Source organism: Clostridium sp., assembly GCF_051656525.1.
Classification (GTDB): Bacteria; Bacillota; Clostridia; order Clostridiales; family Clostridiaceae; genus Clostridium.
In genome coordinates this window covers 1-23,245 of sequence record NZ_JBOGCC010000038.1, presented here as the reverse complement: position 1 = coordinate 23,245, position 23,245 = coordinate 1, and the positions used below count along the sequence as shown (strand labels likewise).

18 protein-coding genes are annotated in these 23,245 nt (G+C 26.0%); 17 read left to right on the top strand and 1 reads right to left on the bottom strand.

Annotation, left to right across the window (positions count from 1 at the left end; all coding sequences use genetic code 11):
• Positions 1–28: 28 nt before the first annotated feature.
• From ACRDDY_RS01205 to ACRDDY_RS01175, 7 genes are all read left to right on the top strand, one after another.
• Positions 29–1,345: a lanthionine synthetase C family protein gene (locus tag ACRDDY_RS01205; protein WP_438563144.1), complete on the top strand. Its 1,317-nt coding sequence runs from the start codon at positions 29–31 to the stop codon at positions 1,343–1,345.
• A gap of 122 nt (positions 1,346–1,467) precedes the next feature.
• Positions 1,468–1,629 (top strand): hypothetical protein, encoded by a 162-nt coding sequence (locus tag ACRDDY_RS01200; RefSeq protein WP_438563143.1) that lies wholly within the window; start codon positions 1,468–1,470, stop codon positions 1,627–1,629.
• An 87-nt stretch (positions 1,630–1,716) separates the two neighbouring features.
• Positions 1,717–1,878: a hypothetical protein gene (locus ACRDDY_RS01195; RefSeq protein ID WP_438563142.1), complete on the top strand. Its 162-nt coding sequence runs from the start codon at positions 1,717–1,719 to the stop codon at positions 1,876–1,878.
• A gap of 62 nt (positions 1,879–1,940) precedes the next feature.
• Positions 1,941–3,188 carry a glycosyltransferase gene (locus ACRDDY_RS01190; RefSeq protein WP_438563141.1) on the top strand — a complete coding sequence of 416 codons (1,248 nt, stop codon included), beginning with the start codon at positions 1,941–1,943 and terminating at the stop codon, positions 3,186–3,188.
• Positions 3,175–4,059 (top strand): glycosyltransferase, encoded by an 885-nt coding sequence (locus tag ACRDDY_RS01185; RefSeq protein WP_438563140.1) that lies wholly within the window; start codon positions 3,175–3,177, stop codon positions 4,057–4,059. The genes ACRDDY_RS01190 and ACRDDY_RS01185 overlap by 14 nt, the downstream gene beginning before the upstream one ends.
• Before the next feature lies 1 nt (position 4,060).
• Positions 4,061–7,165 (top strand): lantibiotic dehydratase, encoded by a 3,105-nt coding sequence (locus ACRDDY_RS01180; RefSeq protein ID WP_438563139.1) that lies wholly within the window; start codon positions 4,061–4,063, stop codon positions 7,163–7,165.
• Between the two features lie 49 nt (positions 7,166–7,214).
• On the top strand, positions 7,215–7,730 hold the full coding sequence (locus ACRDDY_RS01175; RefSeq protein WP_438563138.1) for a DUF3284 domain-containing protein: 516 nt from the start codon (positions 7,215–7,217) through the stop codon (positions 7,728–7,730).
• Positions 7,731–7,773: 43 nt separating this feature from the next.
• On the opposite strand, the gene ACRDDY_RS01170 is transcribed toward ACRDDY_RS01175, so the two are convergent.
• Positions 7,774–9,012 (bottom strand): aminopeptidase, encoded by a 1,239-nt coding sequence (locus ACRDDY_RS01170; RefSeq protein WP_438563137.1) that lies wholly within the window; start codon positions 9,010–9,012, stop codon positions 7,774–7,776.
• A gap of 183 nt (positions 9,013–9,195) precedes the next feature.
• On the opposite strand from ACRDDY_RS01170, the gene glsA reads away from it, so the two are divergent.
• The 10 genes from glsA to ACRDDY_RS01120 all read left to right on the top strand — a co-directional run.
• A complete protein-coding gene (gene glsA / locus ACRDDY_RS01165; protein ID WP_438563136.1) occupies positions 9,196–10,113 on the top strand; it encodes a glutaminase A in 918 nt (305 codons plus the stop codon).
• 88 nt (positions 10,114–10,201) lie between these two features.
• Positions 10,202–12,787: a DNA polymerase I gene (gene polA, locus ACRDDY_RS01160; protein ID WP_438563135.1), complete on the top strand. Its 2,586-nt coding sequence runs from the start codon at positions 10,202–10,204 to the stop codon at positions 12,785–12,787.
• Between the two features lie 14 nt (positions 12,788–12,801).
• Entirely contained in the window at positions 12,802–13,401 is a 600-nt protein-coding gene (gene coaE / locus ACRDDY_RS01155; protein ID WP_438563134.1) for a dephospho-CoA kinase, read from the top strand.
• 17 nt (positions 13,402–13,418) lie between these two features.
• Complete coding sequence (locus ACRDDY_RS01150) at positions 13,419–13,967, top strand: lytic transglycosylase domain-containing protein (protein WP_438563133.1); 549 nt, start codon at positions 13,419–13,421, stop codon at positions 13,965–13,967.
• A gap of 48 nt (positions 13,968–14,015) precedes the next feature.
• Entirely contained in the window at positions 14,016–15,146 is a 1,131-nt protein-coding gene (locus ACRDDY_RS01145; RefSeq protein ID WP_438563132.1) for a glycosyl hydrolase family 8, read from the top strand.
• 215 nt (positions 15,147–15,361) lie between these two features.
• The gene (locus ACRDDY_RS01140) at positions 15,362–17,512 is read left to right on the top strand and encodes a YhgE/Pip family protein (RefSeq protein ID WP_438563131.1); all 2,151 of its coding nucleotides are present in this window, start codon (positions 15,362–15,364) and stop codon (positions 17,510–17,512) included.
• A gap of 123 nt (positions 17,513–17,635) precedes the next feature.
• Complete coding sequence (locus tag ACRDDY_RS01135) at positions 17,636–19,540, top strand: sensor histidine kinase (protein WP_438563130.1); 1,905 nt, start codon at positions 17,636–17,638, stop codon at positions 19,538–19,540.
• Positions 19,541–19,542: 2 nt separating this feature from the next.
• Positions 19,543–21,459: a sensor histidine kinase gene (locus ACRDDY_RS01130; RefSeq protein WP_438563129.1), complete on the top strand. Its 1,917-nt coding sequence runs from the start codon at positions 19,543–19,545 to the stop codon at positions 21,457–21,459.
• A 61-nt stretch (positions 21,460–21,520) separates the two neighbouring features.
• Positions 21,521–22,018, top strand: coding sequence for a TspO/MBR family protein (locus ACRDDY_RS01125; protein ID WP_438563128.1), 498 nt, complete (start codon positions 21,521–21,523; stop codon positions 22,016–22,018).
• 119 nt (positions 22,019–22,137) lie between these two features.
• A partial coding sequence (locus ACRDDY_RS01120) for a DNA topoisomerase (protein ID WP_438563127.1) occupies positions 22,138–23,245 on the top strand: 1,108 nt, incomplete at its 3' end.

Below are 23,245 nucleotides of genomic sequence, written 5' to 3'. Positions count from 1 at the left end.
GTCTTATAAAAGTGGAAGGAGAAGTAAAATGGAAAGAGAAGAAAAAATAAAATTGATTTTGAATAGAATTAAGAATGATATTTTAGAAGAGAATAAATATTTTGAGAAATTAAAAGAAAGTGATGATTTCAGGGGAAATACTTTAGCTTCTGGATTTCCAACAATTGTATTATTTATTTGTGAATGTTTAGAAGTTAATGATATAGAAGTAAATAGAGCGTTAAAAATATATTTTCAAGAAATGATTGAAAACGTTTCAAAGAGAAGAGAGTTTTTATTTGAGATGGGCTCGTTTTTATTCGGATTTAGTGGGATAGAATATGTTGCTGATAGATTAAATGTTAAGAAAATAGAAACAGAAGATATAAAATTAGAGTTAAATAAGATGGTAGAAAAGAGTTTCAGAGCTAAAATAAATTTAGTAGAAAAAAATATTGAACAAGGAAAAGTAAGATATAGTGATTATGATTGTATATTAGGAGTAACGTCAGTTTTAAGATATTTACTTGAATATAAAGATTATAGAAATAATAATGAACTGATAATTAAAGGTGCAGAATATTTAATTAGATTAACAGAGTTAAAAGAGTATAAAGGTGTTCGGATTCCTAAATATCATATTAAAAATGAAGAGATTATAGATGATGTGGAGAAAAAACAATACAAAGATGGTGTAGTTAATTTTAGTGTATCACATGGAATAGCTGGAATAATGGTAACATTAGGATTAATTAAAGAAAATGGAATTAGAGTTGATGGAATAGAAGAAGCTATTAATAGATTGATGCAAGAATTTATAGAATATAGACATCATGACGAGGTTGCTAAATCAATTTATTGGCCAGCTATGTTAGATGGACAAAGTTATATAAGAAAGAGAAAAAATGAAAATTTATCTAAAAAAGATACTTGGTGTTATGGTACACCAGGAATAGCAAGAGCATTATATTTAACAGGGAAAATTATGAAAGAAACGAATGTAGAGAAAATTGGCTTAGATGCATTGATAAAATTAGCAGAAAAAGATGTAAATTGCTATAAGCTAAACCTTGGAATAGTATGTCATGGATATTCAGGACTTTTGATGATATTTTTAGAGATGTATAGAGAAACTGGGATGAGTTTGTTTAAAAAGCGATCAGAAGAAATAGTAGATGAAATAATAAAATGCTTTGAGGAAGAAAGTATATTTGGATTTTATGATAAAGTAAGCAATTTAAATGGGGCTGAAATGAAAATATATAATAAGATAAATATTTTAGAAGGGACATTGGGAATTGGACTAGCACTACATGATTACTTATATGAATCAGGAGATATAAAAAAATATTTATTGATTAAATAATAATGTAGTTGGACTAGTGTTGAAAAGTTATTTTATAGTTATTTTATAAAATGAAATAGTAAAATTTGTTTTATAGATAATTTTTTATAAAATATATAATTTATAAAAGGGGGTGGAGAGAAATGAAGGAATTAAAATTAGATGGAAATTTTGATTTTGAATTAGAAGTTATAAATGATAAAGAAGATTCAAGATCATGTATTCACACAAGTAGTTGCTTTGGAACAGTACAAACAACAGGGTGTGGAAGTAATTGTTCGACATATGGACCAGCATGTAAATAAATACCATAGGACAAGTTTAATATTTAAAAAAATAATAAAATGGAAAAAGATACTAAGTTTTATATGAATGAAAAAGGAGGGAAAAGCATGAAAGAATTAAAGTTAGATGGAAATTTTGATTTTGAATTAGAAGTTATAAATGATGAAGAAGATTCAAGATCATGTATTCATACAGGAAGTTGTTTTGGAACAGTACAAACAACAGGATGTGGAAGCAATTGTGCGACATATGGGCCAGCATGTAAATAATAAATAATTAAAAGATAGGAATCTACAAAGTGTAGATTCCTATTGATGAATAAGGAGAAAAAATGGAGAAAATTATTATTTGTGGATGGTATGCAAAAAGTAGTTTTAATATGAGCTTAGATGTTATAAAAATATTGAGTGAAAAATTTATAATACATTATTGGGGAAGTTCTGAATTTAAGAAATATTTAAATGAGGATATTATATTTCATGAAATAAAGGAAAGAAAAGATATATTTATAAGTAGTGAAATAAATGGATTTGAAATAAGAAGTTTTGAAAGTTGTAAGAATAAAGAAGAATATGAAGAATGTATGGTTCATCAAAATAAAAGATTGTTAGAATATTATAAAGATATTTTAGATGAATCTTATGAAGAACTGAAGTCTATAGGAGCAAAATTTATAATTCGTGATTTTAGTGCAATAAATGGATATTTTCTAGCTAAAAAATTAAATATTCAATCAATGGCATTTAATACAATGATGACAATTTCAGAAGAAAAATTTATAAATAATCCTAAAAAATATTTACCTTTTTATAATAGGGTGAATAAAAATATTATTGAAAAGTTTGATGAAAAAATATATTTAAGAATTAAAAGTAAATGTAAAGAAAATTCAATGAAATATGGAGTACCGTATATAAGTCCTACATATGTGGTTAACTGTGAAGATAAATATAGTTTTGGATTCTTTGGGAAACCTTTTCAATATGAAGATAAAAGCAGAAATTACAGATTGTTTAATATAAATAATAAAATTAAGTTTGATGAGAAATTTGATGATGAAATAAATAGAGTATTAGAAAGTGAACTGGATTTAATCTATATTAGCAGTGGATCGTTTTTAGTGCAAGATATTGAGTATTATAAAAAAATTATAAAAATATTTGCAGGTCAAAAAATAAATGTAATTATATCAATACCATGTAAATTTAAATATAGTTCAAATGAAAATAATATAATAATTAGAAAATTCGTCAATCAGGAAAAAATTTTAAAAAAGGCAAAATTGATTTTTTCATCTGGAGGATATAATACGGTAATGGAATCAATAAAATATGAAGTTCCGATGATAATTACACCGATAGATTTTGACCAATATTATAATGGATATAATATTAAAAAATATAGAATTGGTGAAGTTGTAAGGACTGAGGAATTAAATGGAGAATGCATTGAAAAGATTTTAAAAGATATAGAGGAATATAAAAGGAGAATGAGAGAAATAAAAAAAGAATTTTTTGATAATAGAAGTATAGAGGAAATATTAGGGTTTATAGAGGAGATGAAAAATGAAAAGGTATAAAGCAACAATAATAGTGCCGACATATAATAGATGTGAATTATTAAGAAAAACATTAAGAAGTATAGAAAAACAAAAATACAATTTAGAAGAAATAGAAATTATTATTGTAGATGATGGATCAACTGATGAAACACGGAAGATGATTTCAGAGGAATGGAATAGAAAAAATATTAAATATTTTTTTCAGGAAGATTTAGGGTTTAGAGTTTCAAGAGCTAGAAATATAGGAGCGATAAATGCCAGTGGAGAAATTTGTATTTTTATTGATTGTGGTCAAATATTAACAGAAAATTTTTTGGAGAATCATATTGAAGCTCATAAAAAGAAAAATATAATTGTTATAGGTTATGTATATGGATTTAGTCAGTTTAATGAAAATAATAAAATAATGATAGAAAATATAGATTTGGAAAATATGGAAGAAAGTTTGAAGAAAATCAAGGAATTAAATATAAAAGATATGAGAGAATTTTTATATGAAAAGCATGGAGAAGAAATTTATAAATGGAAATCACCTTGGATAGTATTTTGGGGAACAAATTTTTCGGTAAGCAGAGACTTTTTATTAAAAGGTGAATTATTTGATGAAAAATTTGAAAGTTGGGGAGGAGAAGATATAGAGTTTGGAATTAATTTATTAGAACGAGGAGGAGAATTTCATTTAAATAGAGAAGCAGCAACAATTGATTATCCACACGAAAAGTTGAATAAATTTCAAGAGAATTTTCAACAGGCATTTATAGAAATGAGAAGAAAACATAGATATATACATAATAAATATGATAGAATTGATACATTTTTAAGTATATATGTAGATTTATTTTCTGTAAATACAATAATGGAAGAGATAGAGAGGCGTGGAGGAATATAGTATGTATGAGTTAATGAATAAATTTTTTGTTAGAATTCCAACATTACCAGTAGATAAATTTTGTGAAATGTACAATACAAATAATATAGAAGCTATTTTAAAGGACGAGGTTTTTTTAGAAGCAGTTAAGTTAGGAAGTAGAAGTCTATTTGAGAGTATAGATTTAGATAAAGAAAATAATAGCGATGTGAAGATAGCTATATATAAGTATTTAGCAAGAATGAGTAGTAGGACAACGCCATATGGCTTTTTTTCAAACATTAATATAGGAGAATTTAAAAGAGAAACTAGGACTAAATACGATAGTAACAATATGAAGAAAAGAACTAGAGTTGATGGAAAATGGTTCATAAAATTAGTTAGAAAACTAGAATTAGAAGAAAAAAAATATAAAGAAGTAAAAATATATGTAAATGAATCGTTGGTATATGAAGGAAATAAGATAAAGAATAGTTTTATTTCAGCATATGGTGAAATAGCTAATGGGGAAGGAAATAGGGGGACTATATATATAAATAATTCTAATAATATAAGTTATATATTGAAAAAAATTAAAAGTGGAGCAAGATATACAGATATATATGAAGACTTTAAAAGTATAAATGATAATTTTGATGAGATATTATTAGAAAGGTTAATTGAGAATTTATTAGAAAAAGAATTTATATTTACAGAATTAAGAGGTAATTTAAATAGTAAGAATCAAATAGTGGAATTAATAAAAAAAATAAAGGATTGTAAAATAAAAGAAAAATTAATTGATATAAACAAAATGATAGAAAAATATGATAATATGTCCGTTGGTAGTGGAATAGATATGCTTGATTTAATTTGTGATAAGATGAGTGCCGTGATAAAAATAGAAGATGGAGTTTATTTACAAAGTGATTTGAGAGGTGGATTCAATATTGAATTGACAGAGAAAGTAAAAAGTGAAATTGAAGAGTGTGCTAATTTTCTAAGTTATTGTTCATTTGATGAAGTTCCAGGGAAAGATATTAATAAATTTAAAAATAAATTTATTGAAAAATATGGAGAAGCTAGAGAAATTAATGTGTTAGAACTTATTGAGAGTGTGGATGGAATTGATTATAAAGATGAAAAAGAGCCGTTTTATTATCCACAGATAGAAGAAATAAAAGTATATATAAAAAATTTAATAATGGAAAATATAAAAAAACAAAATAATTTCATTAATTTAAAAGAGTCTAGCGTAGAAGAAATATTAAAAAGAAATCAGACAAGAAAGAAAAAGAAAAGTGATTCAATAGAAGTTTTTATGAGTCTAGTGGCAAAAAATATAGACGATATAGAAGAAGGAAAATATAAATTTTATTTAGGACCTAATATAGGATCTAGCTGTGCTGGAAAAAGCTTGGGACGATTTTCAGATATGATAATGGAAGTGGATGAGATATATGAGGAGGTTAAAAATAAATTAAATATTAAGTCTGAAGTAATAAATGCGGAACTACGAATATTAAATAGTATATCTAGAATGAGTAATGTTATGCAAAATAAGGCATTTAGAGATGCGGAAATAAGTATATTGTTAGATGAGGATAATGAAAAAGAAAAAATAAATATAAATGATATATATGTAGGAATAGAAGAAAATGAATTTTATTTAAAGAGTAAAGAGAAAAATAAAAAAATAGAAATTGGAATAAATAATATGGCTAATTCAATTGGAGTAAGTAAGGTATATAAATTTATAAGAGATATTTCGATAGATAAAAATCAGCGGAATATAGCATCGTTATTATTTCATATAGGGTTAGATGAATTTGATTATTTACCAGAAATTAGATATGGGAAAGTTATATTATATCCTAGGACTTGGTCAATAGATGTGAGTAATTTTGACAGAATAAAAAATAAGAGTGAATTTATAAAAGAAATTTTAGAGAAGTACAAAAAAAATTATCAGTTACCGCAATTCGTATATTTAACAGAAAATGATAATAAGTTAATTATAGATTTGAAAAATAATGAACATATAGAGATAATTAAACGATTTATGATAAAAACTAGTTCGCAGAGAATATATTTACAAGAAAAAGAGTTTAGTGAAGATGAAATATGGATAGAAACTCGAACAGGAAAATATATTGGAGAATTTGTATTTCAATTAATGGATAATGAAAATATGAGTGAAGAAAAAAGTAAAGAAAAAAGTAAAGAAAAAATTGAAAAATTAGAAATTAAAAGCGATGTGGATTTATTAAAAGGAGAAATTTCATCTAATGATAAACGTAGAAAATTTAATTTATTTAGTGAATGGATATATTTTAAAATATATTATGATAATAATAGAACTATGGAGATGATAGGAAAATATATTTTTGAATTAAATGAAATTTTAAATAAAAATAAATTAGCAAATGATATATTTTTTATTAGGTATAAAGATGAAAAAAATCATATAAGATTAAGAATAAAGTGTCTAGATGAGAGTAAAGTGTATTGTATATATAAAGAAGTAGAAAGATGGATAAATAAATTAGAGAGCGAGAAGGTAATATATAATATAGAGATGCATCCATATATTAGAGAACTAGAAAGGTATGGTGGTCCTATAGTAATGGAGAAGGTAGAAAAATTATTTTGTGAACAATCACGAATTTTAGAAATGTATATGAATTTAAAATCAAGGAAAATGATAGATTTTAAAGATGAGGATTTTGCACTACTTAGTGGTGTGAATCTATTCGAAAATTTGGGACTAAATTTTGAAAATCAATATATTTTATTAAACTCGATGTTTAATAAAAATTTATATAGGGATGAATTCAAAAAAAATAGGGACAAATATATGGAAATATGTGATTACACGAAAAATAAAATGAAATTAGATAAAGATGTAAAGAATTTAGTTGATAGGCAATCTGAAATTATTTGTAAAATAAAGAGTGTAATTGAAGAGGAAGATAGCAAAGGAAGATTGTATAGTACTAAAGAAAAAATTTATATTAGTTTAATTCATATGACATATAATAGGATTATAGGAATAGATGCAGAGAAAGAACAGAAGATTATGGCAATTCATAGACATACAATGTATGCATTAAAAACATATTATTATTATAGTAGAATAAAAGAATAGTTATATGGTAAAATGTAGATATGAAATATGAATTTAGGAGGGCAATGGTTTGGGATTTGTAAATTCAACAATAATTGATTATCCAGTGGAAGAGGTTTTTAAAGTTTTTATAAGAACTGCAAAAAGAGACTTTCCAAAATTTAATGAGAAGGAACCTATAGGGTGTTATGTAACAAAAACTGTAGGAACTTATTCAGCTAAAACAGGAACTTGTAGAGTAGAGATAACTGATTATAAATTAAATGAACTTTATCAGATAACTAGTGTTAAAGATAAAATGGTATATGTTTCAACATATACTTTTGAAAAAGAAACTGATGAAAGTACTAAAATAACATTAGAAGAAACTGAAGATACGCCAGGTGCATTCCAATGGGCAAATATAATAATACAAAAGGTTTGTTTTAAGGGAACGGTAAAAAGAAGGTTTGGAGTGTTTGCAAATGCACTTGAGAAAGCTATAGAAGACTATAGAGAAAAGGTTGCTAAAGCAATGCCTAAAAATGAATTAGAAGTATCAGTTGACTTGAATAAAGAAGATTCAAATCAAAAAGATGAAGAGTAAAGAAGAGGACTGCTAAAATTTTAGCAGTCCTTTTTTAGATTATTTAAAAAGCAAAGTTACCATTTTCAAATATTTTAACTTCAGTTCCATCATGAGTATATCCAATAATATTTAAATCTTTAGATCCAACCATGAAGTCAACATGTTTTAATGAGTTATTTGCACCAGCTTTTAATAATTCATCTTCAGTCATTTTTTCACCATCTTTAATACAGCTACCATATGCACGACCTATTGCAAGGTGACATGAAGCATTTTCATCAAATAATGTATTATAGAAAAGAATATTTGAATTTGAAATTGGTGAATCATAAGGAACAAGTGCAACTTCTCCTAAGTAGTGAGAACCTTCATCTGTTTCTATTAAGCTTTTTAAAGCATCATAGCCTTCTTTTGCAGTAAAGTCTACAATTCTACCATCTTTAAAAGTTAAGCTGAAGTTATCTACTAAAGTTCCATTGTAGTTTAATGGTTTAGTTGAGTAAACTATTCCATTTACACCATCTCTTTTAGGAAGAGTAAATATTTCTTCAGTTGGCATATTTGCAATAAATTCAACACCACTTGTAGTTACATCAGAACCACCACACCAAATATGGTTTTTAGGAAGCTCTATTTCTAAATCTGTTCCTACTGAATTTGTATATTTTAATTTTTTGAAATTATATTTTTCAAAGAATTTAATATTTTCTTTTAAGCTTTTTGAGTGTTTATCCCAAGCATCTACAGGATTTTCTAAATCAACTCTTACTATTTTAAATATAGCATCCCATAATGCATCTACAGCATCTTCTTCATTAAGTTCTGGGAATACTTTTTTAGCCCAAGCTTTTGATGGAACAGAAACTACACACCAAGCATTTTCATTATTCATTACTTTTTCATAGTAATCTTTTAAAGCTATGCTTCTTGCTTGTGATGAAGTAGCTATTTTATTTCCATCTATATCTTTTAAAAGTTCTGGGTTACTAGCTGAAATTGAAAGGAATGAAGCACCATTTCTTTGATAGTACATGTATTTTTCAATTTCAAAATCAGGAACTTCTTTTAAAGTTTCTATAGATTCATTTTCAAGTTTTATTTTTGAGAAGTTTTCATCTCCATAGTTAATATAAACATTTTTTGCTCCAACTTTGTAAGCTTTTTCTGAAATTATTCTAGAAAACTCTGCACATTCAATTGGAGAGTTTATAAATAAAAGTCCATCCTTTTGAATATTAAGTCCTTTTTTCACTATTAAATCTGCATATTTTTCAAGCATTGTATTTAAATTTTTAATCATAATTTTACCTCCAAATATATTTATTAGTATCATTTTATCATATGAAAGGTTATTCTTATAAAAGAAAATTTGAATTTATTGAAAACATATTGATAGAAGTTTTAGAAATTCTCATTTTATTGTATGGAAACTTAATAAGTAATATAATAGAAGTACTAAAGATTAGGGGACGAGGTGTAAGTTTTGAATAAACTATTAGAAGAGTTAGTTGAAAAAAATAGAAAGTATGGAAAGCTTGGAAATGTGGCGTCATATATTCCAGCATTACTTGAGGGTAATAGAGATGATTTAGGAGTGGCTATAGTTAAATTAGATGGAAGAGAATTTAGTGCAGGTGAATGCAATAAGAAGTTTACAATTCAAAGTATATCAAAAGTTGTAAGTCTTATGCTAGCAATTAAAGATAATGGATATCAAAAGGTTTTAGAGAAAGTAAACGTAGAACCAACAGGAGAGGGATTTAATTCAATAGTAAATTTAGAAACAAAGGATACTAAAAGACCATATAATCCTATGATAAATGCAGGGGCTATAATGACTACTTCTTTAATAAAAGGAAATAATGAAGAAGAAAAATTAAATAGGTTATTAGACTTTTTAAAGAAGGCAACAAATAATGAAAACATAAGCATAAATGAGGAAGTATACATATCGGAAAAAGAAACTGGGGATAGAAATAGAGCTCTTGCATATTATATGAAGGGAAACAAAATTTTAGATGGGAATGTAGAAGAAATATTATCACTTTATTTCAAACAATGTGCCATTGAAGGAACAGCTATGGACTTAGCAAGATTTGGAGCAGTTCTTGCTAATGATGGAATAATTCCTTGGAATAATGAAAGACTTATAGAAAAGGATATTTGTAGAGTAGTAAAAACTATAATGGTTACTTGTGGCATGTACGATGCTTCAGGAGAATTTGCAGTTAAGATAGGAATTCCAGCTAAAAGTGGAGTTGGAGGAGGTATTTTAGGTGCTGTCCCAAAGAGAATGGGCATAGGAGTATATGGACCTGCATTAGATGAAAAAGGAAATAGTATTGCAGGAATTGAATTATTAAGTGATTTATCTAAGGAATTAGATTTAAGCATTTTTTAATGTTAGAAAAAATTACAAGAACTTAATTACTAAAATTAACTATAAAATGATATAATTATTAAAAGAAAAAAGATAACTGGAGGAAGAGATGGAAAGATTATTAATATTAGATTCAAATTCACTTATGAATAGAGCGTTTTTTGCAATTCCACAGACCTTAACCAATAGTGAAGGAATACATACAAATGCTATTTATGGTTTTGTAAATATGCTTATAAAGATGAAGGAAGATATAAACCCAAAATATATAATAGCAACATTTGATAAGAAAGCACCAACATTTAGACATAAAGAATACAAAGATTATAAAGCTGGAAGAAAAAAGATGGCTCCAGAATTATATGAACAATTTCCAATTATGAAAGAGCTTTTAGGGTACTTAGGTATTGATTCATATGAACTTGAAGGATATGAAGCAGATGACTTAATTGGAACTATTGCAAAAGAAGCTAGTAGACATGGAATTGAAGTATTTATTGTTACAGGAGATAAAGATGCTCTACAATTAGCAGATACTAATATAAATGTAGTAATAACTAAAAAAGGTGTTTCAGAAGTAGCTATATATAATGAAGAAACATTTATAGAGGAATTTGGCGTAACTCCAACTCAGTTTATAGATGTAAAAGGGCTTATGGGAGATAAGAGTGATAATATTCCAGGAGTTCCAGGTGTAGGAGAAAAAACTGCATTTAAATTAATAAAAGATTATGGTTCTGTTGAAAATGTTTTAGAACATATCGATGAATTATCAGGGAAGAAATTAAAAGAGAATCTTGAAGAAAATAGAGAGCAAGCAATTTTTAGTAAGAGACTTGCAACAATAGAAGTTAATGCACCAATTACAGGTATAATGGAAGCTATAGAAGGTGAAAAAGAAGATAATCCAGTTATGGCAAAAGAGTTATTATTAAAGCTTGGAATGAATAGAAATACAATAGGTAAATTAGTTGTAGAAGAAGAAAAAGAAGAGGAACCTATCCAAGTTGTAGAATTAGAAGAAAAAGATTTAAATGAATTCTTAAGTAAAAATAATAAATATTATATAACATATGTAGAAGAACATACTCCATTAAATTCAGAAAGAAAAATTAAGGCTATTCATTTTGGAGAAAAGAAAAAAGTATATAAACTAGATATGGAGCATATTAATATATCCTTATTAAAAGATTTCTTCCAAAATGAAAAGATTGAAAAAACTATACATGATGGAAAAGCTTTAGTAAAAATATTACTTAATAATGATATTAAAATAAAAGGCTTTAATTTTGATACAGCAATAGGTGCATATATTATTGATTCATCAAAAGGTGATTATTCAGTTGATAAGGTATCTTTATTTACTATATTTGAAGAAGTAAAGGGAGATAGCAAAGAAGAAATAATATTAAATGGAGTAACTTATTTAGAAGCTATAGAAAAAGATTTAAAAGATAAAATAAGAAAAGAAAATATGGATAGATTATATTATGATATAGAACATCCATTAATGTTTGTTTTAGCTGATATGGAAAACGTAGGATTTAAGATAGATAGAGAAGTATTAGATTCTCTTCAAGTTAAATTCAAAGGAGAATTAGATAAAACAGAAGAAGAAATATATGCTTTAGCAGAAGAGAAGTTTAATATAAACTCACCAAAGCAACTTGGAGTTATTCTTTTTGAGAAACTAGACTTAAGAGTTATTAAGAAAACAAAGACTGGATATTCAACAAATGTAGATGTATTAAATAAGCTTAAGGATGATCATCCTATAATTGAAAAGATAGTGTATTATAGACAAATAAGCAAAATATATTCAACTTATGTAGAAGGAATAAAGGCATTAATAGATACTGATGGAAAGATTCATACAAACTTTAATCAAACAGTAACTACAACAGGAAGACTTTCAAGTACTGAGCCAAATCTTCAAAATATTCCTATAAGATATGAAATGGGAAGAGAAATAAGAAAGTTCTTTATTCCAGATAATAGTGAGGATATACTTTTATCACTAGATTATTCTCAAATAGAATTAAGAGTTCTTGCACATATAAGTGAAGATGAGAATATGATAAATGCATTTAAAGAGCATAGTGATATTCATACTAAAACTGCAGCAGAGGTATTTAATGTACCAGTTGATGAAGTAACTAGCTTAATGAGGTCTAGAGCAAAGGCAGTTAACTTTGGTATAGTATATGGAATGAGCGATTTCTCACTTGCACAAGATTTAAAAATAACTAAAAAAGAAGCAAGTTCATATATGGAGATTTACTTCTCAAGATATCCTAAAATAAAAGAATATCTTGAAAAAGTAGTAGAAGATGCAAAAGAAACAGGAATATGTACTACTATTTTAAATAGAAAGAGATTTATACCAGAAATTAAATCTTCAAATAGAATAGTAAAAGCACTTGGAGAAAGACTTGCCATGAATGCACCAATTCAAGGTAGCGCAGCGGATATTATAAAAATAGCAATGATTAATGTATATAATAGAATACAAAAGGAAAACTTAAAAAGTGAACTTTTATTACAAGTACACGATGAACTTATTTTAAATGTTAAAGAAGATGAGTTAGAGAAAGTTAAGGGACTTGTAAAAGAGGAAATGGAAAATGTTTTAAAATTAGATGTACCTCTAGAGGTGGATTCAAATACAGGGAAAACATGGTATGACATAAAGTAGAAAGGGTGAAAAATTTGTTGAAGATAGGTCTTACAGGTGGGATAGGAACAGGAAAGTCGACAGTATCATCAATATTTAAAGAAGAAAATATTGATATAATTGATGCTGATGTTATAAGTCGTGAAGTTCTTATAACTTATCCAGAAATATTAGAGAAAGTAAGAGTAAACTTTGGAGAAGGTTTTTTTGATTGGCGTGGTGATTTTAGGCGTAAGGAATTTGGAAATCATATTTTTAGATTTCCAAGTCAAAGAGTAAAATATGAAAATATAATAATACCATATATAAAAGAAGAAATTCTTAAGGAAATAGAAAAGCTAAAGAAGAAAAAGAAGAAGATAATAATAATAGATGCACCAACATTAATAGAAACAGGTTTACATGAAGAAATGGATTATGTCATACTAGTTGTAGCAGATAGTCAAACTCAAATAGGAAGAGTTAAAAGGCGTGATGGACTTAACAATCATGATGTAGTAAATAGAATAAATGCACAAATGCCTTTAGATAAAAAGAGAGAGTTTGCAGATATAATAGTAGATAATGATAGAGAACTTGAAAAAACTAAAGAACAAGTTTTAGATATAATAACATTCTTTAAAGAGAAACTTTAAAAAGTAGAGGGACGAGAATGAAATTAAAAAGGTTAATAATAGGAATACTTATTGCAATAATCCTTATAGTAAGTGGAATATTTGTTATGAAAAATTATGTTTTTCCATATGCTCATAAGGATATAGTAAATGAATATAGTAAAGAATATAATTTAGACCCATTATTAGTTCTTTCAGTTATGAAAGCTGAAAGTGGATTTAATGAAAATGCTCACTCTCATAAAGATGCAATAGGATTAATGCAAATAACTAAAAGTACAGGGGCATGGATATGGGAGCAAATGGGTGGAACGAATTTTAATCCAGATGTTTTATATAATGAAAATACTAATATAAAAATGGGGTGTTGGTATTTAAATAACTTATCTAAAGAATTTAATGGAAATAGAGAACTTATTTTAGCAGCATACAATGCAGGAAGAGGAAATGTAAATAAGTGGCTTAAAAATCCTGAGTATTCAAAAGATGGAAAAATACTAACAGTAATACCTTTTAAAGAAACTAAAAATTATGTGGATAGAATAGACTTTAACTATGAAGTGTATAAACTTTTATACAGAGAATAAAATTATAAAGAGAGGGGAGTTTTCTATAAAATATAGAAAAAGTTTAATATGGGAAATAAAAAAAGTATAAGGGTGGGAATAACAGTTGCTCTAATAGTTGCATTAGTAACATTAATAGGAGCAAAAATATTAATGCCATATTTTGTACCAGTTAAAGTGGTTGAGACATGGGGAAGTGGTCAACCAACAAGTAGAGAGGAGCTTCTATATAATTTTATAGAAAATCATATGACTACAGCAAATGGTGGAATAAAAACAAATTATTTAAATGAAAAAAATGAAGGAGATATTACAAAGGGAGACTCGGTATTATCTGAATCAGAGGGATTAATGCTTCTTTATTATATAGAAAGAAATGATGAAGAAGGCTTTAATAAAACATTTGAATATATAAAAAATAATATGATGCTAAAAAATGGACTTTTAAGTTGGAGGATAGATGGAGATGTAAAATCATCTGTGTCAGCAACAATAGATGAACTTAGAATAATAAAAGCCTTAATAATAGCAGGAGAAAAATGGGATAGTGTTAGATATAGATATTATGCAATAGAAATTGCAAATGGATTATATAAAAATTTAAAAGAAGGAAATGTATTAGTTGATTTTAATGATGGAACAGGAAATAGCGATAATGTAACATTATGTTATATTGATTTATTAGCATTAAAATATTTAACTAATATAGATTTTAAATGGAAAGGTATTTATACAGAGTCAGAAAAAATTCTACAAGGTGGATTTATTAGTGATAATGTACCCCTTTATAGAAAAGTTTATAATATAAAAACAAAAAAATATGATAATGAAAATGTAGATATGCTTTTAAATACAATAATTCTTTTAAATGAAGCAGAAGCAGGAGTGAATATATCTAAAAGTGTAAATTGGATAGTAGAAAAATTTAAAGAAGATGGTGCTATATATAGTTTCTATAATCCAAATACAGGAGCAGTAGAATCAGATGTACAATCAACATCAATTTATGCAAATTTACTTCAAATAGCGGAAATAGAGAAAAATAATGAGTTATATGAATTAGCATTAAGAAAGCTAAATGCATATCAAATACTTGATAAAAAAAGTGTGCTTTATGGAGGTTATGGTAATAAAAAAACTATGACAGTATATTCTTTTGATAATTTAAATGCACTTCTTGCTTATAGGGATGTTGAGTAATTTAGAGTTGAAAATTTAAAATTAAGAAATTAGAGGGAGTTGCAAGGCAACTCCTTTTTGTTAAAGGAAATTAAAAATAGATGAGTTATATTAAAGGTTTAGAGAAAATTGAAAAGTTATTTGAAGTAAATATTATTTTTACAAAAATAAAAAATGACTTTTGGTCATTTTTCTGATATTATATAAATATAATATTAAAAGAAGGGGAATTTTTAATGAAGAATATTTTTAAGATATTTAAGAAAGATGTAGTTAAGATAGCTACCAATTGGGTAGCTTTAGTTGTAGTAATAGGACTTATTATACTTCCTTCTCTATATGCATGGTTTAATATAAAGTCATCATGGGATCCATATGGAAATACTAAAGGGATTAAAATTGCAGTTGTAAATGAAGATAAAGGAGCAGAGTTTAAGGGAAAGAAGATAAATGTAGGTGAGGAGGTAGTTAATGAATTAAAGAACAATAATTCATTAGGATGGGTTTTTGAGGATAAAGAGAAAGCTAAAATTGCAGTTGAAAGAGGAGAGGTTTTTGCAAGTATAGAAATACCAGAAAATTTTTCGAAAGATGCAATTTCATTAACTTCAGATAAAATAATAAAGCCAGATTTAATTTATACTGTAAATGAGGGAGCAAATGCAATAGCACCAAAAATAACAGATAAAGGCGTTCAAACTATAAAAGGTAATGTTGATAGTAGTCTAGTTAAGGCAGTTAATGGAGCTATTTTTAAAGCTTTTAATGAAATTGGAATTGAGTACGTAAATGAAAGACCTAAAATACAAAATGGAGTAAAAACATTATATGATTTAAATAGTAATTCTGATAAAATTGGTGAACTTATAAATAAGGCTTATGATGGAACTATAACAGTAAATCAAATGGTAGAAAAGATAAATGCCATAGTTCCAAGTTTTGAAGAAACTTTAAATAAAGCGTCAGATATATTAAACTCAAGTGAAACATTTCTTCAAAATTCAAAGGAGTCTATAAAAAATATATCGCCAGTAATAAAAGATGATTTAGTTCTTGGAAAGAAATTAATTGATGGTGCCTTAGAAATGGGGAATTCTTTAAATGAAAATATAGATAAAGAAGCGATTATACAAAATTTTACAGCGATAAATGGCAGACTTCAAACTATAAATGGAATAGTCAGTTCAGTAAAAAATATATGTACTACTTTAAATAAAAATGGAGTACTTGATAATACTATAGGAAAGTTAAATGGATTAAATGAAAAAATAAATAATACTATAAACTTTATAGATGGTTTAAATAATATAGCACAAGGGAACGGAGCTATTTCAAAAGAAGATATAGCTACTTTAAAAGAAAAACTTTCTAGTATATCTAATTTACTTGGAAATATAGTAGGAAGTTATGATCAAACTATAATGCCAGCAATAAATAGTAGCATAGATAAAGTTTTAGATGGTGCAAATAGTGCAGAAGAGACTATTCAAAAAACAAAAGAAGCTCTTCCAAAAGTTAAAGAGGGATTAAGCGTATTTAAAAGTGGAGCTACTATATCAAATGAGAAGCTTAAAGTTTTAAAAGAAGACTATCCACAAATTCAAAAAACATTAAGTGATATAGTTTCTAAAATAAAGAAAATTGACAATGGAGATAATGTAGATAGTGTATTAGATTTATTAACTAATGATTGGAAAGGAGAAAGTGATTTTCTTGGAAATCCAGTAAATATCCAAGAAAATAGATTATTTACAGTTCCAAACTACGGATCAGCAATGTCACCTTTTTATACAACTTTAGCTATTTGGGTTGGAGGACTTATATTAGTATCTGTTCTAACTGTATCTATAAAGGGAATAGATAAGGAAAAAGAAAATATAAAAACATATCAAATATTTTTAGGAAAATATTTAACATTTATAACTATTGGAATGCTGCAAGGTTTTGTAGTAGCAATGGGAGATATGTTTATACTAAAAACTTATGTATTAAATAAAGTGGGCTTTGTACTATTTAGTATGTTTGTAAGCTTTGTTTTTATAACTATAATTTATAGTATAGTTTCTGTATTTGGAAATATAGGAAAAGCTATATGTATAATATTTTTAGTTCTTCAAGTTGCAGCAGGAGGAGGGACTTTTCCAGTTGAAGTTATGTCTAATTTCTTTAAAGGATTAAATCCAATATTACCATTTAAGTATGCAATAAATGGTATGAGATATTTAGTTGCAGGTGGAGTGCAAGAGTTATTTATACAAGATTTTGTTATATTATTGATAACTATAATTCCATTTATAATTATTGGATTATTATTTAAAAAAGTATTTAATAAAAGTAGCGAGAAGTTTATTAGTAAATTAAAAGAAAGTGATATAGTAGAACATTAGGAATAAATAGGATTAGCTAAAAGCTAATCCTATTCTATTTTTAAAGGAAAATTATAAAAATATTCACAAATAAAGTAAAATAAAGTAGAATAAGATAAAGGGTATAGAAATATGGGGGATGAGATGATAGATATAGTGTACATAGATAAGAAGAATCTAGGGAAATTATGTTTTAAATTAATTATAATTTTATTAGTAATTATAAGTTTTAAAAGTCTAGGACTTGATATAGAAATTATAATAGAATTTTATTATTTAATAATTAGTTTAATAGCATTACTTTTAATATTTTCAAATAAAAATGAAGAGAACAGGACAATTGCATTAGATAGTGCATGGATATTTTTCTCTATAAGTATATTTAATTTATATGCAGTTGTTCTAAAACAAGAAAATGTTTTAGGTGAATTATTTAATGCAAAAATGGAGTATTTTAGTATTATAAAAATGTTACAGATACTTTTAGGTGTAAAATTTATAATAGATAACTTATATGGGAAAAGAAATATAGAAAAGAATATTATGTATATAATAATATTCACAATACTTGGATTCATAATGGGAATAGGTGAGTCAAACTATATAGTAGAGGCTATAATCCTTATAGGAGCAAGTATTTGGACAATCTTTCTTATTAAGAAGCTTAAAAGAGTAGAAAATGAGAATAGTATAAAGACTAACAAAGTAAATTATATTAGATTTTATTTAATATTAAGTATTATAAAAAATATGACTATACTGATTAGTAAATATGTATTTAATAAAATAATAATATTAGAGCTTATATCTGGTGGAATAACATTTGTATTGTGTAATACGTTGTTTATATATGTTGTTAAAGAAATTTTAAATGCACCATATAATAAGGTTAATGGTGAAATTAATAAATCAGAAAAGCGGGTATTAGAACTTAGTAGTAATTTAAAACATAAAAATAATGAAATAGATATAAGTAGAGCAAATATAAGAGAAATAGAGCAGACATTTAAAAAGTTTTTTAGAAGTATTCCGGTACCTACAATAATTATAAATTCTATTAGGGGAAATATAGTTTATATAAATAAGCCTGGAATGGAACTTTTAGGGGAGAAATTTATAAGTGTTCTACTTGGAAAAAATTTAATGGATTTAATAGAATTAATAGAAGATAAAGAAATTAAAAAAATAAGCTCAAAAATCTATTTTGGGGAGATTAAGAAAACAAAAAAGAAAATAGCAATTGAATATGAAGATGAAAAGAATGATAAGGGAGAAGAAATTCTTTTGTTGACGGATTTAACTTTTCAGATTAAAGGTAATAATATTGAAAATATTATTAAGGAGAAAAAGCTAAGTGAAGAAATGAAAAAGAAATTCTTATCAAATATAAGTCATGATCTAAAGACACCTATAAATGTTATATACTCTTCTGTTCAAGTGCAAGATATATATTTAAAAGAAGAAAACTTAAAAGAACTTGAGAGTCATAAGAAAATATGTAAGCAAAATGCACTATGGCTTAGAAGATTAACAAATAATATTATTGATATAGGTAAAATTGAACTTGGATTTTTAGGAAATGGAATAATGTTGAGGGAAAATATAGTTGAGTTTATAGAAGATATTTTTGGTGGATTAGTTCAATATGCAAAAGAAGAAGAAATTGAAATGGTCTTTGATACAGAAGAAGAAGAGGTTTTTGTAGAATTTAATAGAGATTATATGGAAAGAATAATGCTTAATATTATTTCAAATGCAATAAAATATAATAGAAAAAAGGGTGGAATAAAATTATATATAGAAGCTACTAGAGAGTGTGTGTATATCTATCTTAAAGATACAGGAATAGGTATGAATAACGAACTTACTGAAAGGATTTTTGACAGATATAGTAAGGGAGCTAAGGATAAAAGGGGACTAGATAAAAGTAGTGGTATTGGAATGTATGTAGTTAAAAAATTAGTTGAAGCACAAAATGGAAAGATAGAGGTAAAGAGTAAATATGGTGTAGGAACTGAGGTAGTTCTAAAATTTTCTAGGGTAGGGTAAAGATGAGAAGGAAGATAGAGGTAAAAAGATATTTATATATAGGCTGTGTAGCAATAACTATACAAACTTTATTTTATTTAACAGGATATTTAAATAAAAATTATAGTGTATACGTAGATTTAACCTATATATACTGTGGAACTATTGCTATAGGATTATCTATAATATCAATGCTTAGAAAAAATGATAGTTTTTATAAATACTTAGGGATTAGTTTTATGGGAATAGGGTTATTAGAGTATTTCAAAATAATAACTAAAGTTTTAATTGAAAGTGAACATGTGTATTATACAGTGAATTTGGTTATATCTGTTTGTATAGGAAATTTTGAGGTTATAGTAGTATTATTAGCAATAGTATTGTGGGTAAAAGGTGTAACTAACATACAAGTAGCTATGATAAATATAATAGCACTAATAATAAATAGTATTTATATATTTTTATTGATGTATTTAAAAGTACCAATAAAAATATATTTAGTAGTTGGGGGAAGCCTTTTAATCATATGTTATAAATTACTTAAAAAGAATAATATAAAAGACTTTAAAATTATAAGTTATATGATAATTTTATTTGTGATAGCAATATTGAAAATAGTCTTTTTAGGAAGTAGGTATCAATATATATTTTTAGTTAATACTCTTAGAATGCTTGCATATTTTTTAATATATGAGGGAATTTCAGAGAAAGTGTATAGTCTTGAGTTCGTTGAACTTGAGGAGAAGGTAAAAAAGAATAAAAAAGAAACTAAAGTAATAAGTAATAGAATAAAAACAAGAAAAACAATACTTGAAGAATTGAGTAAAATGAAAAAAAGAGAAGAAACTTACCATTATAATATAATAGATGGATTTAGTGAGGGAATTATAATAGATGGTGATGCAATTAAATATGCAAATAAAAAAGCAATGGAGCTTTTAAAATTAAAGAGTTCTAATATCTTTGATACTAACGAACTATGTAATAAAATTTTAGTGAAAACTAAGAATGGAGAAAGAGCTAAGTTAAATGTGAATGGTGAAGAAATAAATGTTGAGATTCATAAATCTAAAATAGAAGATGATATAAAAATTTTTTATATAAAGAAAATAAATGATATTTTAAAATATGAAAAAGTAATTAGAGAATATGAAAGCTATATAAGAAAAGAGAATGTTAAAAATGAATTTTATACTAATATAAGTCATGAACTTAGAACACCAATTAATATAGTTAGTTCGGCATTAGAAGTAAATGAAATAAAATTAGAAAAAAGAAATTTAGAAGGAATAAGTTCAAATAATACTTTAATAAAGAAAAATTGTCTGAGGCTTATTAGAACTATTAATAATTTTATAGATGCAAATAAGATATCAGAAGGATATTTAACTTTAAATAAAAAGAGATATAATATTGTAGAAGTTGTTGAGGAAGTAGTACAAGCGAGTGCAAGATATATTAAAGAAAGGGATATGGAGATAGTATTTGATGTAAGTGATGAAGAAATAATAGCTAGAGTAGACAGAGAACTTATAGAAAGAGCAATATTAAATCTTTTATCAAATAGTGTTAAGTATAGAGAGAAAAAGGGAGAAAGAATTGATGTTGAGGTTGTAAAATATACAGATAGTGTATATATACTAGTATCTAATAATGGAATTAGGATAGATAAGTTAGAAGAGAAAAATATATTTGAAAAATTCAAAAAATTGGATAATGGATTAAATAGGGAGAATGAAGGTAGTGGACTAGGATTATATTTATGCAGAGAAATAATAGAAGCTCATAAAGGGGAAATAAAATTACATTCAGATAATTATATTAGAAATGAATTTATAATAAAACTAGGTTTAGATGGAAGTGATGGACCAATAGATATAAATAGAAACATAAATAGTTTAGAGGAAAAGGTAGAAATAGAGTTTTCAGATATAAATTAAAGAATAATGTGATTAGTTAACGTATAAAATATTATAAGAATAATATTTTAGGAGAGGTCAAATGAATATCTTTAAAGTTGATGGAAAATTTGAATTTAAACCATTTATAGTAGCAGTACTAATACCAATTATAGGAGGATTTTTATCTTCACTTATAAGTGGAGGAAGTAGTAGGGCAGTTTATTTAGATTTAGTAAAACCACCATTATCTCCTCCAGGTTGGGTATTTGGAGTAGTATGGCCTATTTTATACTTATTAATGGGAATCGCATCTTATAGAGTTTATATGAAAGAAAGAAAAAAAACAGGGAGAAATAGTATTTTTATTTATGGGATACAACTAATCTTAAATTTTCTTTGGTCTATAATATTTTTTGGACTTAAATTATATGGAGTAGCATTCCTAGAGTTAATAGTATTATTAATATTCATTATAATAACATTTATAAAGTTTTATAAAACTGATAAAGTTGCTGGATTTATGATATTACCATATCTTTTATGGACTATATTTGCAGGATACTTAAACTTTGGAGTTTGGTATTTAAATGAAATGTAATTTAATTTGGAATTTTAAAAGATTAATAGTATAATTTTAAGATGACCTTCTTTTTAGAAGGTTTTCTTAATTTGCATAGAAGGTTTATGTTTATTTAAAAATGTTTAGGAGCTGATAATTTGAAAAAAGTTATAATAGCAGAAAAACCATCAGTAGCTAAAAATATTGCGGATGCATATAAAATAAAAGGAAGAAAAGATGGTTACTTTGAAGGTGAAGATTACATAATAACGTGGGCATTTGGACATCTTCTACAATTATATGATGCCAAAGACTATGATGAAAATATGAAGGGATGGAGAATGGAAAAATTTCCGTTTATTCCTGAAAAATTTAAATATAAAGTAAAAAATGATGGAATTAATAAAAATATAGAAGATAAGGGTGCAGCAAAGCAATTAAAGATAATAAAATCATTAATGGATAGAGAAGATGTGAATAGCATCGTATCAGCAACAGATTTCGATAGAGAAGGGCAAGTAATATCTGATGAGCTGTTCATGCATTATGAGATAAAAAAGCCTATATATAGAATTTTATTAAATGAGTGGACAGAAGCTGAGGTTAAAAAAGGAATGAACAATTTAAAATTGAATTCTGAAATGCAGCCACTTCAAGATGCAGGAATTGGAAGACAATGGGCAGATTGGATTATAGGAATAAATCTTACATCTGTTGCAACTATAAGGTATAACTTGAATAAAGATGGGAAAATTTTAAATATAGGTAGAGTATTGCTTCCAACTCTTAAAATTATTTATGATAGAGATTTAGAAATAGAAAACTTTAAAGCAAGTACCTACTATAAACTTGTAGCTACATTCAAAACTGAAGAAAATAAAGAATATGAAGGGCTTTATTATTTAGAAAACTCAGAGAAGTTTGAAAATAGAAATGATCTAGCAGTAATAGGAAAGGCTATAGAGAATAAAAAAGGAAAGATAGTCTTAAAAGAAACAGAAAAGAAAAAAGATTATCCACCATTTTTATTCAATCTATCAAACTTACAAGGGCATGTAACAAGTAAATATAAGGGATGGACTTCGGATAAGGTTTTAAAGGTTGCACAGAGTCTTTATGAGAAGAAGTTTATAACATATCCTAGAACAGGAAGTATTGCACTTGAAGAAAGTTTAGTTGATAGAACTAGGAAAGTTTTAGAAAACATAAAGAAGGGACTGCCATATGAGGATCAAATAAAATTTACTAAAAGTAAAAGAATATTTG

Coding starts and splice junctions, on each gene's coding strand:
- ACRDDY_RS01205 (WP_438563144.1), top strand. CDS start 29: ATGGAAAGAGAAGAAAAAATAAAATTGATTTTGAATAGAATTAAGAAT.
- ACRDDY_RS01200 (WP_438563143.1), top strand. CDS start 1,468: ATGAAGGAATTAAAATTAGATGGAAATTTTGATTTTGAATTAGAAGTT.
- ACRDDY_RS01195 (WP_438563142.1), top strand. CDS start 1,717: ATGAAAGAATTAAAGTTAGATGGAAATTTTGATTTTGAATTAGAAGTT.
- ACRDDY_RS01190 (WP_438563141.1), top strand. CDS start 1,941: ATGGAGAAAATTATTATTTGTGGATGGTATGCAAAAAGTAGTTTTAAT.
- ACRDDY_RS01185 (WP_438563140.1), top strand. CDS start 3,175: ATGAAAAGGTATAAAGCAACAATAATAGTGCCGACATATAATAGATGT.
- ACRDDY_RS01180 (WP_438563139.1), top strand. CDS start 4,061: ATGTATGAGTTAATGAATAAATTTTTTGTTAGAATTCCAACATTACCA.
- ACRDDY_RS01170 (WP_438563137.1), bottom strand. CDS start 9,012: ATGATTAAAAATTTAAATACAATGCTTGAAAAATATGCAGATTTAATA.
- polA (WP_438563135.1), top strand. CDS start 10,202: ATGGAAAGATTATTAATATTAGATTCAAATTCACTTATGAATAGAGCG.
- ACRDDY_RS01150 (WP_438563133.1), top strand. CDS start 13,419: ATGAAATTAAAAAGGTTAATAATAGGAATACTTATTGCAATAATCCTT.
- ACRDDY_RS01145 (WP_438563132.1), top strand. CDS start 14,016: ATGGGAAATAAAAAAAGTATAAGGGTGGGAATAACAGTTGCTCTAATA.
- ACRDDY_RS01140 (WP_438563131.1), top strand. CDS start 15,362: ATGAAGAATATTTTTAAGATATTTAAGAAAGATGTAGTTAAGATAGCT.
- ACRDDY_RS01135 (WP_438563130.1), top strand. CDS start 17,636: ATGATAGATATAGTGTACATAGATAAGAAGAATCTAGGGAAATTATGT.
- ACRDDY_RS01130 (WP_438563129.1), top strand. CDS start 19,543: ATGAGAAGGAAGATAGAGGTAAAAAGATATTTATATATAGGCTGTGTA.
- ACRDDY_RS01125 (WP_438563128.1), top strand. CDS start 21,521: ATGAATATCTTTAAAGTTGATGGAAAATTTGAATTTAAACCATTTATA.